The 21825-nt window shown below is 63.0% G+C and carries 19 protein-coding genes; 9 read left to right on the top strand and 10 right to left on the bottom strand.

The genetic code is table 11. The annotated features are described in order from the left end of the window. Nucleotides 1–45: 45 nt before the first annotated feature. Nucleotides 46–1113 (top strand): alpha/beta hydrolase, encoded by a 1068-nt coding sequence (locus FGL95_RS15065; protein ID WP_420838048.1) that lies wholly within the window; start codon nt 46–48, stop codon nt 1111–1113. Between the two features lie 70 nt (nt 1114–1183). Here FGL95_RS15065 and FGL95_RS15060 read toward each other — a convergent pair whose 3' ends face one another. The 3 genes from FGL95_RS15060 to FGL95_RS15050 form a co-directional block, all read right to left on the bottom strand. Further along, nucleotides 1184–1996, bottom strand: coding sequence for an ABC transporter permease (locus tag FGL95_RS15060; protein WP_169588248.1), 813 nt, complete (start codon nt 1994–1996; stop codon nt 1184–1186). A gap of 86 nt (nt 1997–2082) precedes the next feature. Then, a complete protein-coding gene (locus FGL95_RS15055) occupies nt 2083–2883 on the bottom strand; it encodes an ABC transporter permease (protein WP_169588102.1) in 801 nt (266 codons plus the stop codon). Next, complete coding sequence (locus tag FGL95_RS15050) at nt 2880–3845, bottom strand: ATP-binding cassette domain-containing protein (protein ID WP_169588100.1); 966 nt, start codon at nt 3843–3845, stop codon at nt 2880–2882. The genes FGL95_RS15055 and FGL95_RS15050 overlap by 4 nt, the downstream gene beginning before the upstream one ends. 259 nt (nt 3846–4104) lie before the next feature. Between FGL95_RS15050 and FGL95_RS15045 the strand changes: the two genes are divergently transcribed. Together FGL95_RS15045 and FGL95_RS15040 are read left to right on the top strand one after the other, a co-directional pair. Beyond that, nucleotides 4105–5619, top strand: a complete 1515-nt coding sequence (locus FGL95_RS15045) for an aldehyde dehydrogenase family protein (RefSeq protein ID WP_169588098.1) — start codon at nt 4105–4107, stop codon at nt 5617–5619. A gap of 268 nt (nt 5620–5887) precedes the next feature. Then, nucleotides 5888–6724, top strand: a complete 837-nt coding sequence (locus tag FGL95_RS15040; protein WP_169588096.1) for a glycosyltransferase family 2 protein — start codon at nt 5888–5890, stop codon at nt 6722–6724. A gap of 19 nt (nt 6725–6743) precedes the next feature. Here the strand turns inward: FGL95_RS15040 and FGL95_RS15035 are convergent, their stop codons facing one another. After that, complete coding sequence (locus FGL95_RS15035) at nt 6744–7562, bottom strand: DUF72 domain-containing protein (RefSeq protein ID WP_169588094.1); 819 nt, start codon at nt 7560–7562, stop codon at nt 6744–6746. Between the two features lie 10 nt (nt 7563–7572). Then, nucleotides 7573–9048 (bottom strand): MFS transporter, encoded by a 1476-nt coding sequence (locus FGL95_RS15030; RefSeq protein WP_240962988.1) that lies wholly within the window; start codon nt 9046–9048, stop codon nt 7573–7575. An 86-nt stretch (nt 9049–9134) separates the two neighbouring features. Here FGL95_RS15030 and FGL95_RS15025 point away from each other — a divergent pair, with 86 nt between their 5' ends. Continuing rightward, nucleotides 9135–9545, top strand: a complete 411-nt coding sequence (locus FGL95_RS15025) for a MarR family transcriptional regulator (protein WP_169588089.1) — start codon at nt 9135–9137, stop codon at nt 9543–9545. A gap of 48 nt (nt 9546–9593) precedes the next feature. Further along, complete coding sequence (locus FGL95_RS15020) at nt 9594–10373, top strand: alpha/beta fold hydrolase (protein WP_169588087.1); 780 nt, start codon at nt 9594–9596, stop codon at nt 10371–10373. 54 nt (nt 10374–10427) lie between these two features. Here the strand turns inward: FGL95_RS15020 and FGL95_RS15015 are convergent, their stop codons facing one another. Both FGL95_RS15015 and FGL95_RS15010 read right to left on the bottom strand, forming a co-directional pair. Then, nucleotides 10428–11945, bottom strand: coding sequence for an aldehyde dehydrogenase family protein (locus tag FGL95_RS15015; protein ID WP_169588085.1), 1518 nt, complete (start codon nt 11943–11945; stop codon nt 10428–10430). Between the two features lie 9 nt (nt 11946–11954). Then, nucleotides 11955–13190, bottom strand: coding sequence for a TetR/AcrR family transcriptional regulator (locus FGL95_RS15010; RefSeq protein WP_338079864.1), 1236 nt, complete (start codon nt 13188–13190; stop codon nt 11955–11957). Between the two features lie 94 nt (nt 13191–13284). Between FGL95_RS15010 and FGL95_RS15005 the strand changes: the two genes are divergently transcribed. From FGL95_RS15005 to FGL95_RS14990, 4 genes are read left to right on the top strand one after another with little or no spacing between them, the layout of a single operon-like run. Next, a complete protein-coding gene (locus tag FGL95_RS15005) occupies nt 13285–14277 on the top strand; it encodes an NAD(P)H-dependent flavin oxidoreductase (protein ID WP_169588081.1) in 993 nt (330 codons plus the stop codon). Continuing rightward, entirely contained in the window at nt 14274–15065 is a 792-nt protein-coding gene (locus FGL95_RS15000) for an enoyl-CoA hydratase (protein WP_169588079.1), read from the top strand. The genes FGL95_RS15005 and FGL95_RS15000 overlap by 4 nt, the downstream gene beginning before the upstream one ends. 4 nt (nt 15066–15069) lie before the next feature. Beyond that, nucleotides 15070–16626: a fatty-acid--CoA ligase FadD5 gene (fadD5, locus tag FGL95_RS14995; protein WP_169588077.1), complete on the top strand. Its 1557-nt coding sequence runs from the start codon at nt 15070–15072 to the stop codon at nt 16624–16626. Nucleotides 16627–16645: 19 nt separating this feature from the next. Beyond that, on the top strand, nt 16646–17698 hold the full coding sequence (locus FGL95_RS14990; protein WP_169588075.1) for an SDR family oxidoreductase: 1053 nt from the start codon (nt 16646–16648) through the stop codon (nt 17696–17698). Here the strand turns inward: FGL95_RS14990 and FGL95_RS14985 are convergent. The 3 genes from FGL95_RS14985 to FGL95_RS14975 form a co-directional block, all read right to left on the bottom strand. Next, nucleotides 17695–20076 carry an ATP-binding cassette domain-containing protein gene (locus tag FGL95_RS14985; protein ID WP_169588073.1) on the bottom strand — a complete coding sequence of 794 codons (2382 nt, stop codon included), beginning with the start codon at nt 20074–20076 and terminating at the stop codon, nt 17695–17697. The two genes, FGL95_RS14990 and FGL95_RS14985, sit on opposite strands and share 4 nt — an antisense overlap. A gap of 94 nt (nt 20077–20170) precedes the next feature. After that, nucleotides 20171–21337, bottom strand: a complete 1167-nt coding sequence (locus FGL95_RS14980) for a lycopene cyclase family protein (RefSeq protein ID WP_169588071.1) — start codon at nt 21335–21337, stop codon at nt 20171–20173. Between the two features lie 10 nt (nt 21338–21347). Then, entirely contained in the window at nt 21348–21824 is a 477-nt protein-coding gene (locus tag FGL95_RS14975) for a hotdog fold domain-containing protein (RefSeq protein ID WP_169588069.1), read from the bottom strand. Between the last annotated feature and the right edge of the window lies 1 nt (nt 21825).

Genomic DNA, 21825 nt, shown 5'->3' with positions numbered 1-21825 from the left:
AGGTGGGTTTCGAATCGTGTAGTCCGACAGGTGAAGGTGGTTCCATTGACTCGGCGCTCGAGAACATCATCGACTCGTGTAGTCCTCGTTGCCGCACTGGCTGCCGCGCTGTTTTCGTTCGGCGGAGTTGGCCCAGCGAGCGCGGACGGCCCGACGTCGACGGACCCCGTCGCGTCCGGCCAATTGCTCGCGTCGGTCACTTCTCCGGACGGGTCGTATATCGAGAAGACCGAGATCATCAACGGTCTGCTGTACGTGTTCGTCCATTCGGCTGCGATGGACAAAACTTTCCCAGTTCTGATTCAGCGGCCCGCCGACACCAGTGAACCCCGTCCGGTGCTGTACCTGCTGAACGGTGCGGGCGGCGGCGAAGACCTCGCGTCGTGGCAATCGAAGACCGATGCCATGACCTTCCTCGCCGACAAGAACATCAACGTCGTGACCCCCATCGGTGGCAAGTGGAGCTACTACGCCGACTGGAAGCAACCAGACCCGGTGCTGGGGGTCAACAAGTGGAAGACCTTCCTGACGCAGGAGCTGCCGCCGCTCATCGATGCGGGTCTCGGTACGAACGGCAAGAACGCCATCGCCGGGTTGTCCACGTCGGGAACGACCGTGCTGTCCCTGCCGGAAGCGGCTCCCGGCCTCTACCAGAGCGCCGCTGCCTACAGCGGGTGCGCCCAGATCAGCGACCCGGTCGGCCAGCAGTTCGTGAAGTTGGCTGTCGAGACGTGGGGTGGTGGCGACACCCGCAACATGTACGGTGCGTCGAACGACCCGATGTGGGCGGCGAACGACCCTTACGTGCACGCAGAGAAGTTGCGCGGTCTAGCGCTGTACATCTCGAACGGCAATGGCTTGCCTGGTCCGTACGACACGCTGAACGGTCCGTACGCGCTGCCGGGACCGGACGGGTTGGCAAACCAGGTCGTCATCGGCGGGATCATCGAGGCGGGCACCAACTTCTGCACGCATAACTTGCAGACGCGCTTGAACGAGTTGGGCATTCCAGCTCACTTCAATCTGCCACCCGTGGGCACGCATTCATGGGGCTACTGGCAGGACGATCTCAAGGACTCGTGGCCGATCATCTCGGCACCGCTGGGTATCTGACACTCCGAACGTCGAAAGCGCCAGGACCGATGCGAATCGGTCCTGGCGCTTTTGTTTCGTTCGGTTGGTGCTAGCGGCCAGTTTCCGCTGCGCGTCGGTAGCCGCGAACTGCGGGATATGCGAAAACCACGATGATGCCGATACTCCACGCGACGGTTTTCAGCAGCGGTTCGGAGACCGGGCCACCGAGTGCCAAGCCTTTCATTGCGTCGATCGCGCACGACATCGGTTGATTGGCAACAGTGTTCTGCAGCCAGATGGGGTAGGCGACCTTCGGAACGAAACCGGTGTTGAAGAACATCAAGAGGGTCGTGAGAATCGACACGATCTCGACGAGCGGCGCACGGCCTGGCACGGTTGCCAAGGCGGTGACGAACATGACGAACGCCATACCGAAGATCATCGGCAACAGAATCAACGTGAATCCGGCCACCGGACCTTGGGTGAAGCGGAACCCGAGAAACACACCGACCATGAGAATGAGAATGGTCGTGAAGACGATTCGGAACGCTTCGGCGAGCATTCGACCGACCAGTCCCGACGCGCGATGCACAGGAAGCGTGGCGAAGCGGCCGAGCAGACCGGTCTCGGCCTCGGATTTCAGGCCAAGCGCACTGACCATGGATCCAGTCATGGCAGCGATGATCGTGATCATCGCTGTCGTGCCGTAGATGCTCGACACTCCCGTCGCCTTGGAGATCGAATCGCCGAAAACGATGCGAAGCATGACCAATGTGAGCGCGGGATACAGCAGTGCCTGAATCGTGGTCGAATAATCGCGCACCCACTTCAACAGGATGCGGTTGCAGTGAATGAAGCTGTGCGCGAACAGGGCTCGTAACGAGAATTCCGAGACGCGATGCTCGACGATCGGCAGCTGCATCGAAGGCGGGGCAACCGGCGGTTTCACCAAATCGCGGCGGGCGGCCTCTTCGAGATTGCGGCGCACTGCGTCTTCCAGACGGTGTGTCATCCGCGCCTCGTCCCTGCCCACACGCCCAGTGGGCACAGCACGACGGCGAGACCGATCAACCAGGCCAGCGCAGGCGTCAGGACCTCGACAGACACGCCGCCGGCGGAGAGGTCTCGAAGGACGTAGGAGAAGTGCGAGATCGGCTGATTGCGCACGAACGGCTCGATCCAGTCGGGGAACTCCGAGACCGGCGTGAAGCCGCTCGACAGCATGCCGAGGATCAGATACGGCAACGTGATGGCCTGACTGACGGCTTCGGGACTTTCGGTCAACGTGCCGATCGCGTCGGCACCGAGTGCCAGGACGGTGCCGACCGCCATGACGAAGGCCATGAAGTAGATGGCTTGGTCGACAGCGGCAAAGCGGAAGCCGATCAGATAGCCCCACCCGATAGCGGCGATCATCGCGAAGAGCGATCGGACGAACGCGCTGGCCATGCGTGCCGCGAGCGGCGCCAGCAGCGCGACCGGCATAGATTGCATCCGGGTGTTCAATCCGGTCAGTGCCTCGAAGGCGGCACGCTGAGCTGCCGACATCGCCGTGAAGCCCATCGATTGCAGCACGATGATCGGCATGACGAACTGGGCATAGTTATCGACGACGTCGCGCGCCTGCATGATGTATTTCAGCGGCAGATAGAAGCTGAGCGCGAAGACCAGGGGAACGATGAGCGCGACGATCAGCTCGCCCTTCGCCATGATCCGCAGAATGCGACTGGTCAGCGCAAGCCATTGCTGAAATCCGGATGGATGCGGGTGCAGAACGTCGCTGCTTGTCCACGTCGGCGCAACGGTCATGTGGAACTACCAGCGTGCCCCGTGATGGAGAGGAACACGTCGTCGAGGGAGGGGCGGCGTAATGCGATGTCGGCGAGTTCGATTCCCGCAGCATCGAGGCGTCGCAATGCTTCGGCCAACGTGGCGGCGCCCGCCGGTGCAGGAATCGACAACCGGTCGACGCGAGCGGAATCGTCGTGCCGCGAACTCGGCGGCACCAGTTCGCCGAGCGCGGCTACCACGGTGTCGAGCAGCCCGGGGTCGAGCGGGACGATCTCGCAGTACGCGCCACCGGTCATGGCCTTGAGGTTGTCCGCCGTGCCTTCGGCGATCACGGTGCCCTTGTCGATGACGATGATGTGATCGCTGAGGTGATCGGCTTCTTCGAGGTACTGAGTCGTCAGCAGGACCGTGATGCCTTGTTCCTTCAGCGCGGTCACCAGCGACCACACGCCCTGACGACTGCGCGGGTCGAGCCCGGTTGTCGGTTCGTCGAGAAAGACGACCTCGGGTCGAACGACGAGTCCGCACGCGAGGTCGACCCTGCGCCGCATTCCGCCGGAATACGAGCGAACGGACCTTCGTCCAGCTTCGACCAGGTCGAACGCCTCGAGAAGCTCGTCGGCACGGGCACGCGCGCTGCGCTTGGACAGACCCATCAACCGCCCGAAGAGCTCCAGGTTTTCCCGGCCGGAAAGATTTTCGTCCAGCGCTGCGTACTGGCCGGTCATCATGATCGAACGGCGTACCGCGGGCGCGTCCTTGACAACGTCGTGACCTGCGACGATCGCGCGCCCGGAGGTCGGTCGCAGCAGGGTCGACAGAATTTTGACCATGGTCGTCTTGCCTGCGCCGTTCGGACCGAGCACACCGAGAACCTTGCCGCGTTCAGCGGTGAAACTGATTCCGCTCAAAGCGGTTATTTCCCCGAAGGACTTGTGTACGTCCTCGACGAGCACCGACATGTCCTGCTCGTTGGGCATCAACTCTCCACGTTCGGACTCGATTGTGCGCTCACGTAACGATCGTGAGCGTCTTCGGGCATGTTACCGGTCGACCCTCGCTGCGAAACCGGACGAGGTAGTTGACGGCGCTTCGCGTCGAGCGCGACATGTGTATCCACACGATCAGTTCGCGGCGGCGCGGGTTATGGATGGTGCCTTCGCATTCGACTCGGCGGAGCAATCGTGACTGCTTTTGTCGGTAGGCTGCGTGGGAAGCCTGAACTGAGGGAGGGAGCTCATGACGGAGTCGGTCCAGAAGCCAGAAACGGACTTGCGGCCGCGTGTGCTGACGTCGTACGACCCTCGCACAGGCGAGATCGCGGGGGACTACGCGATCATGGGGCACGACGAACTGACGCGCACGTTGCGGGAGGCGCGGTCGGCGCAGACGTGGTGGTCGCGCTTGGATTTTTCTGGACGCGAGCGTTGGCTCAAGGACTGGAAGAAGCTGATCGCGCGGCGCGCTGGTGAGCTCGCTGAGGTCGTCTCGCAGGAGACGGGTAAGCCGGCGGACGACGCACTGCTCGAGGTGATGCTGGCGGTCGAGCAACTCGACTGGGCGGCTCGCAATGCAGCGAAGGTGCTCGACCGGCACAAGGTGCGGTCGGGATTGGCGGGGGCGAACCTCGCGAGTTCGGTCGGCTATGAACCGCTCGGCGTCATCGGTGTCATCGGCCCATGGAATTACCCCGTCTACTCGCCGATGGGTTCGATCGCATTTGCGATGGCGGCAGGCAACGCAGTGGTGTTCAAGCCGAGTGAGCTGACCCCCGGCGTCGGCATGTGGTTGGCGGAAAGCTGGCAGACGCTCGCGCCGAATCAGCCTGTGCTGCAGGTTGTTACCGGCGACGAGTCGACTGTGGCAGCGCTCTGTCGTTCCAGGCTCGACAAGATTGCCTTCACCGGATCGGCCGCAGCGGCGAAAAAAGTGCTCGCGGCCTGCGCGGAGTCGTTGACGCCCGCCGTCATCGAGGGCGGCGGTAAGGACGCGATGATCGTCCACGTCGACGCAAAGCTCGACCGGGCCGCCGAAGCGGCGGTGTTCGGAGCCATGGGCAACAGTGGGCAGACCTACGCCGGTATCGAACGGATCTACGTCGCCGAATCGGTCTACGACAGGTTTCTCGAGCTTCTGGTGGCGAAGGCGAAGCGGCTCAAACCCGGTGCCGACCGTGGGGCATCGTACGGTCCGATGACGGACGAAGCGCAGGTCGAAGTGGTGCGGGCGCATCTGCGTGACGCACTCGCTCGGGGCGGCAAGGCCATCGTCGGCGGGCTCGAGTCGTTCCGGGAGCCGTATATCGAGCCGATCATTCTGGTCGACGTGCCCGAGAACAGCAGTGCGGTCACCGAAGAGACGCTCGGTCCGTTGGTGGTCGTCAACAAGGTCACCGATCTCGAAGAAGCGATCCAGCGTGCCAACGCCACTCCGTACGGTCTGGGCGCGTCTATTTTCACGCGCGACATCCGGACCGCGCAGTGGGCAGCCCGTCGCCTACGGGCGGGGGTCATCACGATCAACTCGGCGCTCGGTTTCGCCGGGGTCGCCGCGCTGCCGTACGGCGGGGTGGGGGAGTCGGGCTTCGGTCGCGTCCACGGTGACGACGGATTGCGGGAGTTCGCCCGCGCCAAGTCGATCACCCGCGAGCGCTTCCGCTCACCGCTGCACTTGATGACCCTCGAGCGAAAGCCGCGCCATCTGCGCGTCTCGAAGTGGCTGTTCAGGCGTCGGCACGCGCGCTGGCGTCCGTGAGCCTTGGTGGATCCATACCAAACTGGACGCCTGACTTGTTGCGCAGACAACTACAAACCCGAGGTCTTATTCCGATCAAGATCACGAACCGACTCATTTTTTAATTCGGTCATAATCGTCTTTCAGCCTCGATAAGTTCCGCCTCTCAGGAATCACTGTCGGTTGAACGAATTTAATTGGGATGGCCGATTGTCGGTGTTTGAAATGGCGTCAACATTGCTGCTAGCATCACCGCGACCCATTTTCGAGCCCTGTCGGGGAGCCCGTGATGATCTCAGTCGTAATTCCCGTGTTCAACGAAGAAACGATAATTGGCAATTGCCTGGATGCTCTTGTGGAGCATGGTGACGGCGTCGGTGAAATTATCGTTGTCGATAACGGCAGTTGTGACGCGACGCGATATATCGTGGCCGATTATTGTGATCGACACCCGCATATCCGCCTTATCGACGAGCCTCGACGGGGCGTTGCGAACGCACGGAACGCCGGCTTCGATGCTGCGACAAACGACATCGTCGGCCGGATCGACGCCGATACGTGGGTGACGCGCGGCTGGGCGGACATCATCGAGCGGTACTTCAAGGAAAGTCCTGACACGGCCGCAGTGACCGGATTGTCCACGTACCACGATTCGCCGATCGGAATCTTCCGAAAGTGGGCCGTCAGTGCGCTGGTCGCGCTCGGTTTGGTCGGCGGGCAGCAGTGCAACTTGCACGGAGCCAACATGGCAATCCGACGCGAGTACTGGCACAAGATCCGGACCCGCGCGAGTAGGCGTCCGGATGTCCATGAGGATGTCGACCTTGCTATTGCGATGACAAACAATGGCTTCCGTATCGATCAACTCACGAATCTAAATGTCACGGTCTCTGCGCGGCGGCGCGCGATGAGCCCTGCGGGCATGTGGACGTACAACAGGCACTCGTTTGAAACAATTCGAAACCAAGGTTGGAAGATAACGTTTCCAATCCGCTTCTGTGCGGCTGCGGTATTCGTTATGCATACCGTTCAATGGCCGCTTTACAAGAATTGGGATTTCGAACGCCGTCGTTTTACCTGGCGGTCACAGAGTGTGAGAGTGTCGCCAGTAACTGTGTTGGGTTGAACGAACGCCGGCCCCCGTGTCATAAAGCGCCCCGGTCGGTGAGTCGGTCGAGTAGGCCGATCGCATCGTACGGCGCGCGGACCTTCACGTCGTTGTCGAAGTACACGAACATGTCGCGATCTGCGCCCCATGCTGCGAACTTCGCCGCCCAGGTGTCGAGGGCGGCGTCGGTGTAACCGCTCGTGTACAGCTCGACGTCGCCGTGGAGGCGGGCGTACACAAAGTCCGCGGTGAGTTCTTCGAAGTACGGGAATTTGCCTGCCGTATCTGCGGTGACCAGGGCAATTCCCTCATCGCGCAAAAGTTCTGGAAAATCCGGATTCGCAAAAGTCGGATTTCGCACTTCGAATGCATGGCGAAGCGGGCGGTCCTGGTCGGTTGTTGTCCACGCGCGGTCCGCGATTCGATCGCTGTGCCCTGCGGCGAGAAGTGCTGCTGCCGCAGTAGTTCGGGGCAGCTTTGCGACGAACTGCCTGATGGTGGTCGAGTCGAAAGCGAAGTTCGGCGGCAACTGCCACAGGATGGGACCGAGCTTGGGCCCGAGGGCCAACACGCCGGACGCGAAGAATGTTGCGAGCGGCTCGTCCACATCCCGGAGTCGCTTCATGTGCGTGATGAACCGGGATCCCTTCACTGCAAATACGAAGTCGTCGGGCGTTTGCCGTGCCCAATTGAGATAGCTGCTTGGGCGTTGGAGCGCATAGAACGAGCCGTTGATCTCGACCGAGTTCAGTCGGCTGGCGAGATAGCCGAGTTCGCGCTTGTGCGCCAAGCCCTCGGGATAGAAACTGGCACGCCAGGGTGGGTACACCCACCCTGACGTGCCGACGCGGATCATCCCTCCAGATCTACACGAGCACTTCGTCGCGCACAGTGGCCGGCCTTCTTCCGACCCAGTGGGTGAGCGTGGCAGCGACACCGGCCAGGGCGACGAAGGAGATGAACACCAGGCCGGGCTTGTAATCGTCGAGTACCTGCGCCGCGGACTCGGCGTGTCCGCCCGGATCGGACGCGATGACCGCGGTCGTCACGGCGAGCACGAGCGCCGCGCCGACCTGCATCGAGGTCTGGACGAGCCCCGCGGCCAACCCTTGTTCGTGATCTTGGATGCCGCTGGTTGCCTGCACGTTGATGGCTGAAAACCCGAGTGCGAACCCGAGTCCGAGCAACAACACCGTCGGCAGGATGTCGGTCGCGTACGTCGGGGTGCTGTCGATGCGCAGGAACAGCAGGTAACCCAAGGTCATGCTGACCAGGCCCGCGATGATCAGCCGCGGTGTGCCCAGTCGGTCGATGACCTTATCGGCCCACGGTGCGCTGAATGCGACGAGCAAACCGGTGGGCAGCAATGCGAGGCCGAGGTGCATCGGCGTCCAGCCCAGGGTGTTCTGCACGTAGATCGTCACGATGAACTGGAAGCTGACGAACGAGCCTGCCATCGCGATGATCGCGGCATTCGCGCGCAGGAGGTTCGCCTTGCGCAGGATGCCGAGCCGGATCAATGGATGACGCACGCGACGCTCGATGCTGACGAAGGCGGTCAGCAACGCCGCCACGAGTGCGAACGAACCGAGTGTGCGGGCCGAGGCCCAGCCGGCTTCGGGTGCGGAGACAACGGTGTAGACCAACAGCAACATTGCCGAGGTCGACGCGAGGGCGCCGAGAATATCGAATCCACCTTGTTCGGTTGCCTTATCGCGCGGGATGAATATGAATGCGCCGACGAGGGCCAGGATTGCGACGGGAACGGGCAGAAGGAAAGTCCAGCGCCAGCCGATTCCGGTCATCAATCCGCCGAACACCAGGCCGGACGAGAAGCCGCTCGCGCCGAAGACGGTGTAGATCGCGAGTGCCTTGTTGCGCATCTTGCCTTCGGCGAAGGTGGTCGTGATGATCGAGAGCCCGGTCGGTGCGGTGAATGCGGCGGCCAAGCCCTTGATGAAGCGCGTCGCGATCAGCAATGGCACGGAATCGACGACGCCGCCGAGCAGCGAGGCCGCCGCGAACACGGCCAGGGCGATCAGGAATACCTTGCGGCGCCCCAGTAGGTCCGCTGTGCGACCGCCGAGCAAAAGCAGTCCGCCGTAACCGAGGACGTATCCGCTGATCAACCACTGTGCGGTCGATGTGGACATGCCCAGTTCCGAGCCGACAGACGGTAGTGCGACACCAACCATGGATACATCGAGGCCGTCGAGGAACAAGACGATGCAGAGAACGACCAATGTGCCCCAGAGCCGCAATGGCCAGCTCGTATTCGATGCGTCGGCTGCGGGTGGAGCAGGTGTGTCGTAGGCATCTGTGATGGTTGCCGTAGTGGTCATGAAGACGAGCATTACATGCACACGCATAAGATGCAACAGCAATTAATGCCTGTGCAATAAATGTCGGCGCATGCTACGATGTGGCCATGACCGAGCTGACCGCAACGAAGCGTGAGCTTGAAAATCGAGGAAGTGATGACGCGCTCGTCGATCGCTGGCGCGACTTGCTTGCCTGCCACGCGTCCGTCTCGTGTGCGTTGGAAAAGGCATTGCAGGACAAGCACGGGATCGGCGTGAGCGAGTTCGAGACGCTCGACCGACTCGTCGAGGCCGCGCACAGCAAGCAGAAGATGAGTGATCTCGGTAGGGACATCTACTTGAGCCAGAGTGCGCTGTCGCGTGCCGTCGCAAGGTTGGAAAAAGACAGGCTCGTCGAACGTTCGATGTGCGAAAACGATCGTCGGGCAATTTTCGTCAAGTTGACTGAAGCAGGCCGGCTAGCGCACAAGGCTGCCGTTGTGACCCATCGCGCGGTGCTGGCGGAGACTCTGGGCTGACGAGAGTGCTCGCGTTGGCGGTGAGTCAATAGGCGGTACTGTGACGCCATGCCCGTATCCGCCGAAGGTCTGGTCTATTCGCGACGCGGGGCAGGCAAGCCTCTCGTGCTGGTGCACGGCGTCGGGAGTCGCAAGGAAGTCTGGAATCCGGTAGCCGATGCGCTGACCGCCGAGCGCGACGTGATCGCCGTCGACCTGCCAGGATTCGGAGCGACACCGCGCCTCGGAAAATGCGGCGTCTACCGCAATATCGATATCGTCGAAGCCCTTATCGAAGAACTGGGCCTGGACAAGCCGGATGTCGGTGGCAACTCGATGGGTGGCGGGATCGCTCTCGAGCTCGCACGTCGAGGAGCCGCAGGTCGCGCGATCGCATTTTCGCCAATTGGCTTCTGGGACACCGCTGGTCGGATCTGGTGCCAACAGTCGATCGGTAACCTCTACCGCGTCATCAGCCGGATTCCCCGGTTCCGGGACGCGGCAGCATCCCCTGCACTCGTTCCGCTGCTCGCATTCTTCTACGGCAAACCGACGAAGGTTGCGCATGACCAACGTCGGCTCGACGTCGACGGTGTGCTCGATTCGACGGGCATAGCCGAGACACTCGATTCTTTCGCCGACTACCAATTCACCGACCCCGACGAGTTGGCCGACGTCCCGGTCACGGTCGCCTGGGGGAGCCGTGACGTGGTACTGACCTACTGGACCCAGGCAGCCCGAGCGCGCAAGCTACTGCCGCACGCGCAGCACATCACGATTCCAGGCGCCGGGCACGTCCCGTTCGGCGACGACCCGGCGACCTGCGTGAACCTTCTCCTCGACCGCTGACCCTCGTGAGTCTTTTTGGAGTCCCTGGACTCCAAAAAGACTCACGACCGTTGATCAGGTGTGGCGGCCGTGCTTGAGCTTGATGACCTGCTTGATCAGCTTGACCGTCGATGCCTTCCGGCTGAACGACAACAGTTCCATGCCGGGGATGGCGAACTTCTGGCGCGCGATCGAATGCGGGCGGGTGAATTCGCGGAGACCCTGCTCGCCGTGGATGCGGCCGATGCCGGATTCGCCGACGCCACCGAAGGGCAGTGCGGCAACTCCAGCGAAGCCCAGGACCGAGTTCACCGACGTCATACCGACGCGAAGTTGGCGGGCGATCTCCATTCCCTTGGACTTCGAGTAGACGGTTGACGCGAGCGCGTACTTCGACGCGTTGGCGAGAGCGATGGCTTCGTCGTTGTTCTTCACCCGCTTGATCGTCACCGTCGGACCGAACGTCTCCTCGGTGACGGCAAGCGAATCCTCCGGCACGTCGATCAGCACGACCGGCTCGATGTAGGGCGCCCGGACCGACTCGGGTCCACCGACAACGGCCTTGCCGCCCTTGGCGATTGCGTCGGCGATGTGGCTACGAACCACCTCGACCTGGCTGGGCATGGTCATCGGTCCGTAGGTTGCTGTGTCGCCGGACCCAGGAGCCACTGTCTTCAGCTTGTCCTTGAATGCCGCAACGAATTGGTCTGCCAATTCGTCGACGACGTAGATGCGCTCGGTGCCGACGCAGGTCTGGCCACTGTTGGCGAAGGACGACCACGCGATGCCGTCTGCAGCTGCATTGACATCAGCGTCGTCGGCGACGATTGCGGCGTCCTTACCGCCGCATTCCAGGACCAGCGGTGTCATGCGCTCGGCAGCGGCAGCCATGATGCGCTTGCCGGTCGCGGTCGAGCCGGTGAAGGCGATCTTGTCCACGCCTGACGCAACGAGCGCAGCGCCCGTCGCACCCAATCCGTTGACCGTCGAGAAGATTCCGGACGGCAGCTCGGGGTTGGCCTTGGCGAATGCGTCCGCGTAGTAGTTGCCGATCGAGGTGGTGAACTCGCTTGGCTTGAACACCACCGCGTTGCCTGCGGCGAGCGCGTACGCGATCGAGCCGTTCGGCGTGTAGATCGGATAGTTCCACGGGCCGATGACGCCGACGACGCCGACCGGGCGCTCTTCGATGACGGCTTCGAAGTTCGCGAGCAACATGCCTGGCGAAACCTTCTTCGCGGACAGGTGCTTCTTGGCGTGCTTGGCGGCCCAGTCGGTGTGTTCGACGGCGAGGATCAGCTCGAGATAGGCGTCTTCGAGCGGTTTGCCGTTCTCCTTGCGGATCAGCTCGGACAGTTCGTCGGCGTGGTTGACCAAGTACGAGACCCAGCGCAGCAGCGCTTTCTTGCGGCCGTCGAAGCCGAGTTCGCGCCAGGCGGCCGACGCCACTCGCGCGCGGCCGACCGCGGCGGTCACAGCGTCGGCATCGTGGACCGGCCACTCCGCGATGACTTCACCCGTCGCGGGGTTCACGGATTTCAGGATCGGCGAGACCGTCTCGGACGGCGTTTCGAGCGTTGTGTCGGTTGACATAGCTGTTTCCTAACTGGATTCGTGTCCCTCGAATAAGACATTACGCATCAGGGCGCACACGCGGTCATGGCTTTGTGTGCTGCGGTCGAACCGAATGAGTCGGCCGACGTCGAGGACCATTCCGAGCGCCGCGTGTACCCGAAAGCGGGCATCGACAGCAGGGGTGGCCGGATACACCGTGGTCAGCAGGTGCACCCATTCTTCGATGTGCTGGCGCTGCAGCGAGCGAAGTACGGACCGCTCGGAGGCGGGGAGGTTGCCGAATTCGGCGAAGTACACCGCGAGCTGCTTCGGCGCCGCAAACGACAGGCTGACGTACCGCTCGACAAGCTTGCCGAGGGCCTCGTCCGGGGTGGCGGACGCACCGAGCGCTTCAGAGGTGGCCATCGCAAGGCGGTCGTTGGCTCGGTAGTAGACCGCCGCCAGCAACTCCGCTTTGCTCGCAAAGTATCGATAGACGCTCGACGCGTTGATGCCCGCCGCCGCGCCGATGTCCTCGATGTTGGAATCGTGATAGCCGTTGTCGTGGAAGATGTCGAGCGCCGCCAGGATCAGCATCTCGCGTTTGGAGTTCATCGTGAGGCCACTGCGCTCGGTCGGCTGCGTGGTCGGCTCGTTGGGTGGCGGGGGAAGGTCGATCGTGACCACGTTCTGCGCGAGGTTCCTGGTGAGGGCCTCGATACGACTCGCAGGCAGTGCGATCCGATGCACGGTGATGCTGGCGATCACGCTCAGGGTCGCTGCCGCGAGCATCGACAGATCTTGGTCGACCAGGTCGGGTCGCAGCGCGCGCAATGGCTCGATGAGGCGTCGGTTGAGTTCAGTGAAGTATGCGCCGATTCGCTCGCGGTCCGGCTCCTCCAGATAGCGGCCCTCCCACCGATAAATGCCACCGAAGCGGCGGTTTTCGATGGTGATCGAGATGAGTTCGGTGATCCTGGCCTCGAGCTGCTCGCGCGGATCCTTGTACGGCTCGGCGCAGTCGGTGGCGCGGATCAGTGCCAGGACGGACTCGTCGGCCGCGGCCACGAAGAGTGCGTACTTGTTGGGGAAGTGACGGTACAAGGCAGGCCCGGAGATGCCCACTTCGGCGGCGATTTCGTCCACACCGACCGAGTGGTAACCCCGCTCGCTGAACGCTCGCGCTGCGACCTTGACGATCTGGGCCTTTCTGTCGCGTGGGCGGCGGCGCGTGGGCGCGGGGGGAGCCGCGGCGTCGTCCGACGTCTGAGGTTGAGTCGTCACCTGCGCCTCCTTCCATTCGATCCGGCCTTTGTTGACAGTGTGCCAATCTCGCAATAAGTTAACCACGATTCGCACACATCGGAAGAGGACCCCCATGCTACGTACACGATTCACCGAAGAATTCGGAATCGAGCACCCGATTGTCCAAGGCGGCATGATGTGGGTCGGCCGCGCCGAGTTGGTCGCTGCAGTCGCCAACGCGGGCGCGTTGGGCTTCATCACCGCACTGACTCAGCCCACGCCCGCAGACCTGGTCGAAGAGATCAAGAAGACGCGCGACCTGACGGACAAGCCGTTCGGCGTCAACCTCACCATCCTGCCCTCGATCACGCCGCCGCCGTACGAGGAGTACCGGCAGGCGATCATCGACAGCGGTGTGAAGATCGTCGAAATCGCGGGTGGAAATCCGGCGACTCACCTCAACCATTTCAAAGAAGCCGGCGTGAAGGTCCTGCACAAGTGCACCAGCGTCAAGCACGCGCTGAAGGCTCAGGCGGTCGGCGTCGACGGTGTGAGCATCGACGGTTTCGAGTGCGCCGGCCACCCCGGTGAGAACGACATTCCTGGCTTGATCCTCATCCCGGCCGCCGCACGCCACATGAAGATCCCGATGATCGCGTCCGGCGGTATCGCAGATGCGAAGGGCTTGGTCGCGGCTCTCGCACTCGGCGCCGACGGCGTGAACATGGGCACCCGCTTTCTTTGTACGCAGGAATCGTCGATCGACCAGAAGGTCAAGGAGCAGATCGTCGCCAACAGCGAACTGGACACCAAGCTGATCTTCCGCACGCTCGGGAACACCGCGCGCGTTGCGAAGAACACGATCAGCGAGCAGGTCGTCGAAATCGAGCGCGGCGGAGGCGGATTCGACGCAATCCGCGACCTCGTCTCCGGTGCGCGCGGCCGCAAGGTGTTCGAGAACGGTGACCTGGAAGCAGGTATCTGGTCGGTCGGGCAGTGCCAGGGACTGATCGACGACATCCCGACCGTCGCCGAACTTGTGGACCGCATGGTTGCGGAAGCGGAAGATTTGATCACGAACCGTCTAGGCGAAATCGTCGTCGAACGAGTGGGGAGCCGGGCATGAGTGCACCTGCGATCGAAGGTTTGCGGACCGAGCGCGATGGCGGAGTTCTGACCATCACCATCACTCGTCCGCACCGGATGAACGCCATCGACTACGCGACGATGAACGAGATCGGCAACGTCCTCGAGGCCGCGGCGACCGATTCGTCGGTCCGTGTTGTCGTCTTGACCGGTGAGGGCAAAGCCTTCTGTACCGGTTCGGATATTGCGGCCGGTGCCGCGGCAGGCGGGGTCGAGGTGACGCCCGAACAGATCATGGACTGTGCAAATCGAGTGATCAGATCGATTGTGGCGCTGCCCATTCCAGTGATCGCCAGAGTGAACGGTCCGGCTGCGGGGGTTGGTGTGTCGATGGCTCTTGCCGCCGATCTCACCTACGCCTCCGACAACGCATACCTGCTACTTGCCTTCATCAACATCGGCTTGATGCCGGACGGTGGGTCCAGCGCGCTGGTCACCGCTGCTGCAGGCCGGGCGAAGGCCACTGAAATGGCCCTGCTGGGTGACCGTGTGTCGGCAACCGAGGCCGCAGCGGCTGGCCTGATCACCAAGGTCCTTGCTGTCGATGAACTCGACGATCACATCGGTGCGGTGGCGGGCAAGCTTGCACGCGGACCGCGTCGCGCGATCGAGCTGACGAAGAAGGCAATGGTGGCTGCGTCCTTGAGCGGCCTCGAGGCAGCACTCGAGTTGGAGAAGGCGGGACAGATGGAGTTGCTCACATCGGCCGACTTCATCGAAGGCGTGACCGCGAAGCTCACCAAGCGCGAGCCGAATTTCGGGGCGTGACGGAATGACTCTCGGGCAAAAGACTGCAGTCGCCGAACCCCTGCGCTCCCGCCGCAATCACTGGGTCAACCAGGTTGCGATTCATGCCCAAATGCGTCCTGACGCACCGGCATTCCGCTATCTGGGTACCGACACGAGCTGGAAGCAGCTGCACGACCGTTCCGAAGCGTTCGCCGATGCGTTGGCGCGACGAGGTGTGGGCTGGGGCGATCGAGTATTGATCGTCATGCTCAATCACGTCGAGTACATCGAGGCCGTCCTCGGGATCAACGCGCTCGGTGCGATCGCAGTGCCGGTGAACTTCCGGCTGACACCGCCGGAGATCGGGTACATCGTTGCCGACAGCGGCGCCCGCGCCGTCGTCACCGACTCGACGTTGGCGCCGCTCGTCAATGCGGTCCGGGCACAAACGCCTGGGCTCGATACGTGCATCGTCGTCGGCGGTGATTACGAGGATCTGATCGCGGAACAAGGCGAACCACATGCGCCGGTCGACCTTCCCGAAGACACGCCGTCGTTGATCATGTACACCTCGGGTACGACGGGCAGCCCGAAAGGTGCGGTCCTCTCGTACGGCAATCTGCAGTGCCAGGCACTCACCGCCATTCGTGCATTCGAGGCCGTCAGCGACGACATCGCATTGTGCGCGGCGCCGATGTTCCACATCGCCGGTCTCGGCAGCATCGCGCCGAGCCTGTTGCTGGGCGGCCTCACCGTCGTCCACCCACTCGGCGCGTTCAACGCGACCGAACTGCTCGATGCGTGGGAACGCGACAAGGTGACCTCGGTGTTCCTCGTGCCGGTGCAGTGGCAAGCTGTCTGCGCGGAACCGACTGTCCGGCAACGCAAGCTGTACTTGCGGGCCATCAGTTGGGGCGCCGCGCCCGCGTCCGACACGGTCCTGAAGGCGATGTCGGACACCTTCCCGGAAGCGCGCAATGTCGCTGTGTTCGGACAGACCGAGATGTCGCCGATCACGTGTGTGCTCGAGGGCAAGGACGCGCTGCGCAAGCTCGGCTCGGTCGGTAAGCCGATTCCGACCATCGCCGCCCGCGTCGTCGACGACAACATGAACGACGTTGCGCCGGGCGAGATCGGCGAAATTGTCTACCGCGGTCCGACGATGATGGCGGAGTACTGGAACAAGCCAGAGGCGACTGCAGACGCGTTCGCCGGTGGCTGGTTCCATTCCGGCGACCTCGTACGACAGGACGAGGAGGGGTTCATCTACGTCGTCGACCGCAAGAAGGACATGATCATCTCGGGCGGCGAGAACATCTACTGCGCCGAGGTCGAGAACGTCCTGTTCGCGCATCCGAAGATTCGCGAAGCCGCGGTGATCGGCCGCTCCGACGACAAATGGGGAGAGGTCCCTGTCGCTGTCGTGGCATTGGCAGGCGACGACCCGATTTCTTTGGGCGACTTGGAGCCGATGCTCAACGACAACCTGGCGAGGTACAAGCATCCGAAGCATCTCGTCGTCGTGCCGGAGCTGCCTCGCAACGCGAGCGGCAAGGTCGTCAAACACCAATTGCGAAAGGACTACGGCAGCGCCATTTGACGACAAGTAGGGTGGCCACATGTCCTATCTTGTGACCGGCGCCACAGGTTTCATCGGCCGTTTCCTCGTTCCCGAACTGCTGCGACGCGGCGAGGACGTGCACGTTCTCGTCCGTGCGGGGTCGGAGGACAAGCTGGCGCGCCAGGTGGCGCGCTGGGCCGGTGCTGAGCGAGTGAAGCCGGTGACCGGCGATCTCAACCAGGACCGGCTCGGCATCGATCCTGGCTGGCTCGTCGACCATCGCGGCAGCATCGACCACATGTTTCATCTCGCCGCGATCTATGACCTGACAGCGTCCGACGAGATGAACGAGCGCCTCAACAACGGCGGCACGCGGCATGCTGTCGAGGTAGCCAACGTGCTGGAAGTTGGTTGCTTCGACCATATGTCGTCTGTCGCGGCCGCCGGTCAGTACGAAGGCACCTTCACCGAGGACATGCTCGACGAAGGTCAGGAATTCAAGTCGCCGTACTACCGCACGAAGTTCGAGTCCGAGCAGATTGTTCGCAACGGATGCGAGCGCCCGTGGCGTGTCTACCGACCCTCCGCCGTCGTAGGTCATTCTGTGACAGGCGAAATGGATAAAATCGACGGACCGTACTACTTCTTCAAGTTGCTGCGGACGCTCGGTCGGCTACCTGGCCGCATGCCGTTTCCGATGCCGGACATGGGCAGCACCAACCTCGTGCCCGTCGACTACGTGGCCCGCGCTGTCGACCACATCGCACACCTGCCAGACCTGGACGGTCATGCGTTCCACTTGGTAAATCCCGAGCCGCAGAACAACATCGAAGTGATCAACGTCTTCGCCGAGCTTGCCGGCGCGCCACGGATGATTCAGGCGCTACCGAAATCGGCCTTCACCATTTCGATGCATGTTCCTGGCGTGCAGAGCATGCTGATGCCGCGCGCGGGCGTTCCGGCCGAGGTGCTCGAGCATGCGGAGTTCACCTGCCGGTTCGACTCGACCCGTGCCCAGGCTGCGCTCGCAGGCACGAAGATCGCGGTGCCCCCGCTCGCCGAATACGCGCCAGTGCTCTGGAAGTACTGGCGCGACAACCTCGCCGACTAGCCGACGTATGCCGCCAGGTGCTCGCCGGTCAGGGTGGAGCGGGCGGCAACCAGGTCTGCAGGGGTGCCTTCGAAGACGATCTTGCCGCCGTCGTGGCCTGCGCCCGGTCCGAGGTCGATGATCCAGTCGGCGTGCGCCATGACGGCTTGGTGGTGCTCGATGACGATCACCGACTTACCGGAGTCGACGAGCCGGTCGAGCAGCCCGAGCAGCTGTTCGACATCGGCAAGGTGCAGACCGGTCGTCGGCTCGTCGAGCACGTAGATATCGCCCTTGTCGCCCATCTGATTGGCCAGCTTGATCCGTTGGCGCTCGCCACCGGACAGCGTCGTCAGCGGCTGGCCCAAGCTGAGGTAGCCGAGCCCGACGTCGGCCAGCCGGTCGAGAATCTTGTGCGCCGCAGGCAATTTCGCGGGACCGTCGCCGAAGAATTCCTCCGCCTCCGCAACCGGCATCGCGAGCACCTCCGCTATGTTGCGGCCGCCCAGGGTGTATTCGAGCACCGAGGCCTGGAATCGCTTGCCTTCGCACTCCTCGCAGGGGGATTCGACGGTGGCCATGACACCGAGCTCGGTGTAGATCACGCCTGCGCCATTGCACGACGGGCACGCGCCCTCGGAGTTGGAGCTGAACAACGCGGGCTTGACGCCGTTTTCCTTGGCGAAGGCCTTGCGGATCGGCTCCAACAGGCCGGTGTAGGTGGCGGGGTTGCTTCGCCGCGACCCGCGGATCCCGCTTTGGTCGATCGCCACGACGCCGTCGCGCTCCGACACCGAACCTTGGATCAACGAGCTCTTGCCCGAGCCCGCGACGCCGGTCAGCACGACGAGAACGCCGAGGGGAATGTCGACGTCGACGTTCTGCAGATTGTGGGTGTTAGCGCCGCGTACTTCGAGCGCGCCGGACGCGGTCCGCACCGTCGACTTGACGGCTGCGCGATCGTCCAGGTGGCGACCGGTCAAGGTGTCGCTGGCGCGCAGTCCCTCGACTGTGCCCTCGAATACGACCTCGCCGCCCGCGGTTCCCGCCTTCGGTCCGAGGTCGACGACGTGATCGGCGATCGCGATCGCCTCCGGCTTGTGTTCGACGACGAGAACGGTGTTGCCCTTGTCGCGCAACCGCAGCAGGAGGTGGTTCATCCGCTCGATGTCGTGCGGGTGCAGGCCGATGGTCGGTTCGTCGAAGACGTAGGTGACGTCGGTCAGTGACGATCCGAGGTGCCGAATCATCTTGGTGCGCTGCGCTTCTCCACCCGACAAAGTGCCGGCCGGACGGTCCAGCGACAGATAGCCCAAACCGATGTCGGCAAACGAATCGAGCAGGTGCTGCAAACCCGCCAGCAGCGGACCGACCGACGGCTCCTTCAGTTGGCGCACCCAATCGGCCAGGTCGCTGATCTGCATCGAGCAGAGATCGGCGATGTTGCGTCCCTTGATCTTCGACGCCAGGACGGCCTTGGTCAGTCGGGTTCCACCGCACTCGGGGCAGGACTGGAAGGTGATCGCACGCTCGACGAAAGCCCGGATGTGGGGTTGCATCGCGTCGACGTCCTTGGACAGCATCGACTTCTGAATCTTCGGGATCACGCCCTCGAACGTCAGGTTGATGCCCTCGACCTTGATCTTGGTCGGCTCGCTGTAGAGCAGATCGTTCAGCTGCTTCTTCGTGAACTTGCCGATCGGCTTGTCCATCGGCAGGCCTGCGCCGGCGAAGATCCGGCCGTACCAGCCGTCCATGCTGTAGCCGGGGACTGTGAGAGCTCCCTCGCTGAGTGACTTGGTTTCGTCGTACAGCGCGGTGAGATCGAAATCGCTCACCGACCCCATGCCCTCGCAGCGCGGACACATTCCGCCGAGGTAGACGGCGTCGCGAACAACGTCCTTCTCGACCCGGCCGGCCTTTTCGGTGCTCATCACACCGCTCGCTACTCGCGTCGGGACGTTGAACGAAAAGGCCGTCGGCGGACCGACGAACGGTTTTCCGAGGCGGCTGAACAGGATTCGCAACATCGCGTTCGCGTCGGTCGCGGTGCCGACGGTGGAGCGGGGGTTGGCGCCCATCCGCTCCTGGTCGACGATGATCGCCGTCGTCAGGCCTTCCAGCCGGTCGACGTCGGGCCGCGCCAGGTTCGGCATGAAGCCTTGTACGAATGCGCTGTAGGTCTCGTTGATCATCCGCTGCGACTCGGCGGCGATCGTGGCGAACACCAGCGAGCTCTTGCCCGAACCGGAGACGCCGGTGAACACCGTCAGTCTGCGCTTCGGGATCTCGACGCTGACGTTCTTGAGGTTGTTCTCGCGCGCACCCTGCACGCTGATCAAGTCGTGGCTGTCGGCAACGTGCGCTGCAGGCGACTGGGCCTTGGTCGGTGTAGGCATGCTCGTCAGGTCCCCCTTTGGAATGGTGAAGTCCGTTTCGTCCACGCTAGATGCGGCGCGGTGCCCCGCGCTTCTCTTTTCCTGATCGATCAGGTCAGCTCGCGGACCAGTCGACCCATCGTTTGCGATTGGTCCACCCGACGAGGTCGTAGCGCCAACGGAACGGCCACGTGTGTGCGACGGTCGAAAACAGCACTGTCGCAAGCGCACTGGCGTCGTCGTGCTCGGAAAGCAGCGCCCGCTGCTGACGGGGTGTGGCAGTGAAGAAGGCGTCGAACATCGATCGCATCTGCTCGGTGGTCAGCCTGCCCATGCCTGCGACACCACGCATCCGCATCCAATAGACGAGGCGCGCCTTGTTGGTCCACAGCGCATCGACCGGATCCGCACCGGCCTGCAATGCGGCGACGACGGTGTCGGTGAGCGCGAGCGAATCCGCGACGCTGTAGCCGGTGCAGGGATGCATCATCCCGCCACGAGAGCCGAACGGAACGGGGGAGTCGCCGCGCCCGAAACGACGGGGTGGAGGCTGATCGAGGGGATAGTGGCAGCCTTCGGTCGGCTCGTCACCGGTGAGCTCGATGCCGTGCGTGGCGAGGCGATGCAGCACCCGCTTGCGCAGCTCACCTTGGGTAAGGCCGCCTGGCACTCCGAGAGTGGTCTCTTCGAAGATGACGGTGCCGTCGCCGATCGGCACGGAATAGAGGAACGACGGCGGTTCGTCGTTGCCTGCGCCGTTTTCTGGTCGCCAATCCAACATCAACGCTTCGCCCGGTGGAACGAACTCGGCCACTCGGTCGGCGTCGACGAAAATCCCGTGCGCGCTTGCGGCAGGCCGTTTGTGGACCGGCGGGAGGCCGCGGGCGTCGATCACGACGGCCGCCTGGATGGTGTCGCCGTCGGCGAGGTCGACTTCGTGGGCTCGGACGTCGATGGCCCGCTGCGCTTCGACCTGGACATTGTCGATCGGCAGCGCTTTCCACAGTTCTGTTTTCGACAGCACGACGTAGGGGCGCTCGATTCGCCGCTCGACGTTGGTCCACACCGTCGGCGCCTCGATACGGGCGGCAACTACGGTCTCCGGCAACCAGTCGGGAAGCTCGTCGGCCCACGCTGAGTACGTGGGATTCCACAGGTGATCTGGCCTGGGGTCGACGACTGCGACAGTCAGGCCGGCCGCGGCACATCGGGACGCCAGCGCCCGACCGGTGGGGCCGAGTCCGACTACGCAGATGTCGACATCGTGCCGTCGATTGGTCATGCGACCTAATCTACTTCGGCGTGATCCAGGTGGTGATGTCGGCGTGAACGACCTCGGTGCCGGACTTGTCATAGATTGCGACGGGAATGACGAGGTCCTGGCCTTCGGTGATCGCGGCGAAGTCGGGGATCTCGGGCAATGTCGCGACCGCGCGCAGTCCAGAGTTGGCCTTACCCAAGTACTGGACGTTCATTGCCTTGGGGATCCACCGGTGGGTGCCGGGCACAGTGGCTTCGGAAAGCATGCCCATGGCGACCTCGGCGAGGTTGCACGCAGCGATGGCGTGAAATGTTCCCAGGTGATTGTGGATACCGATCCATTTCGGCGCGGTGACCTCGCAGTGGCCGGGCTCGAGCGCGACGACATTGGGGAGCACGGTGCCGAAATACGGCACCCGGGCGACCATCCCGAGAGAGAACAGGGTGTGACCGATGCGGTTGTCGGGGAGCTTCTTCCAGCTGCGGTACGTCGCGGTTTCCTGAGGCATG

This window comes from Antrihabitans stalactiti (assembly GCF_012932915.1).
Classification (GTDB): domain Bacteria; phylum Actinomycetota; class Actinomycetes; order Mycobacteriales; family Mycobacteriaceae; genus Antrihabitans; species Antrihabitans stalactiti.
Note: the sequence above shows the minus strand (reverse complement) of the source record. Positions and strands in the feature narration are given on the sequence as shown.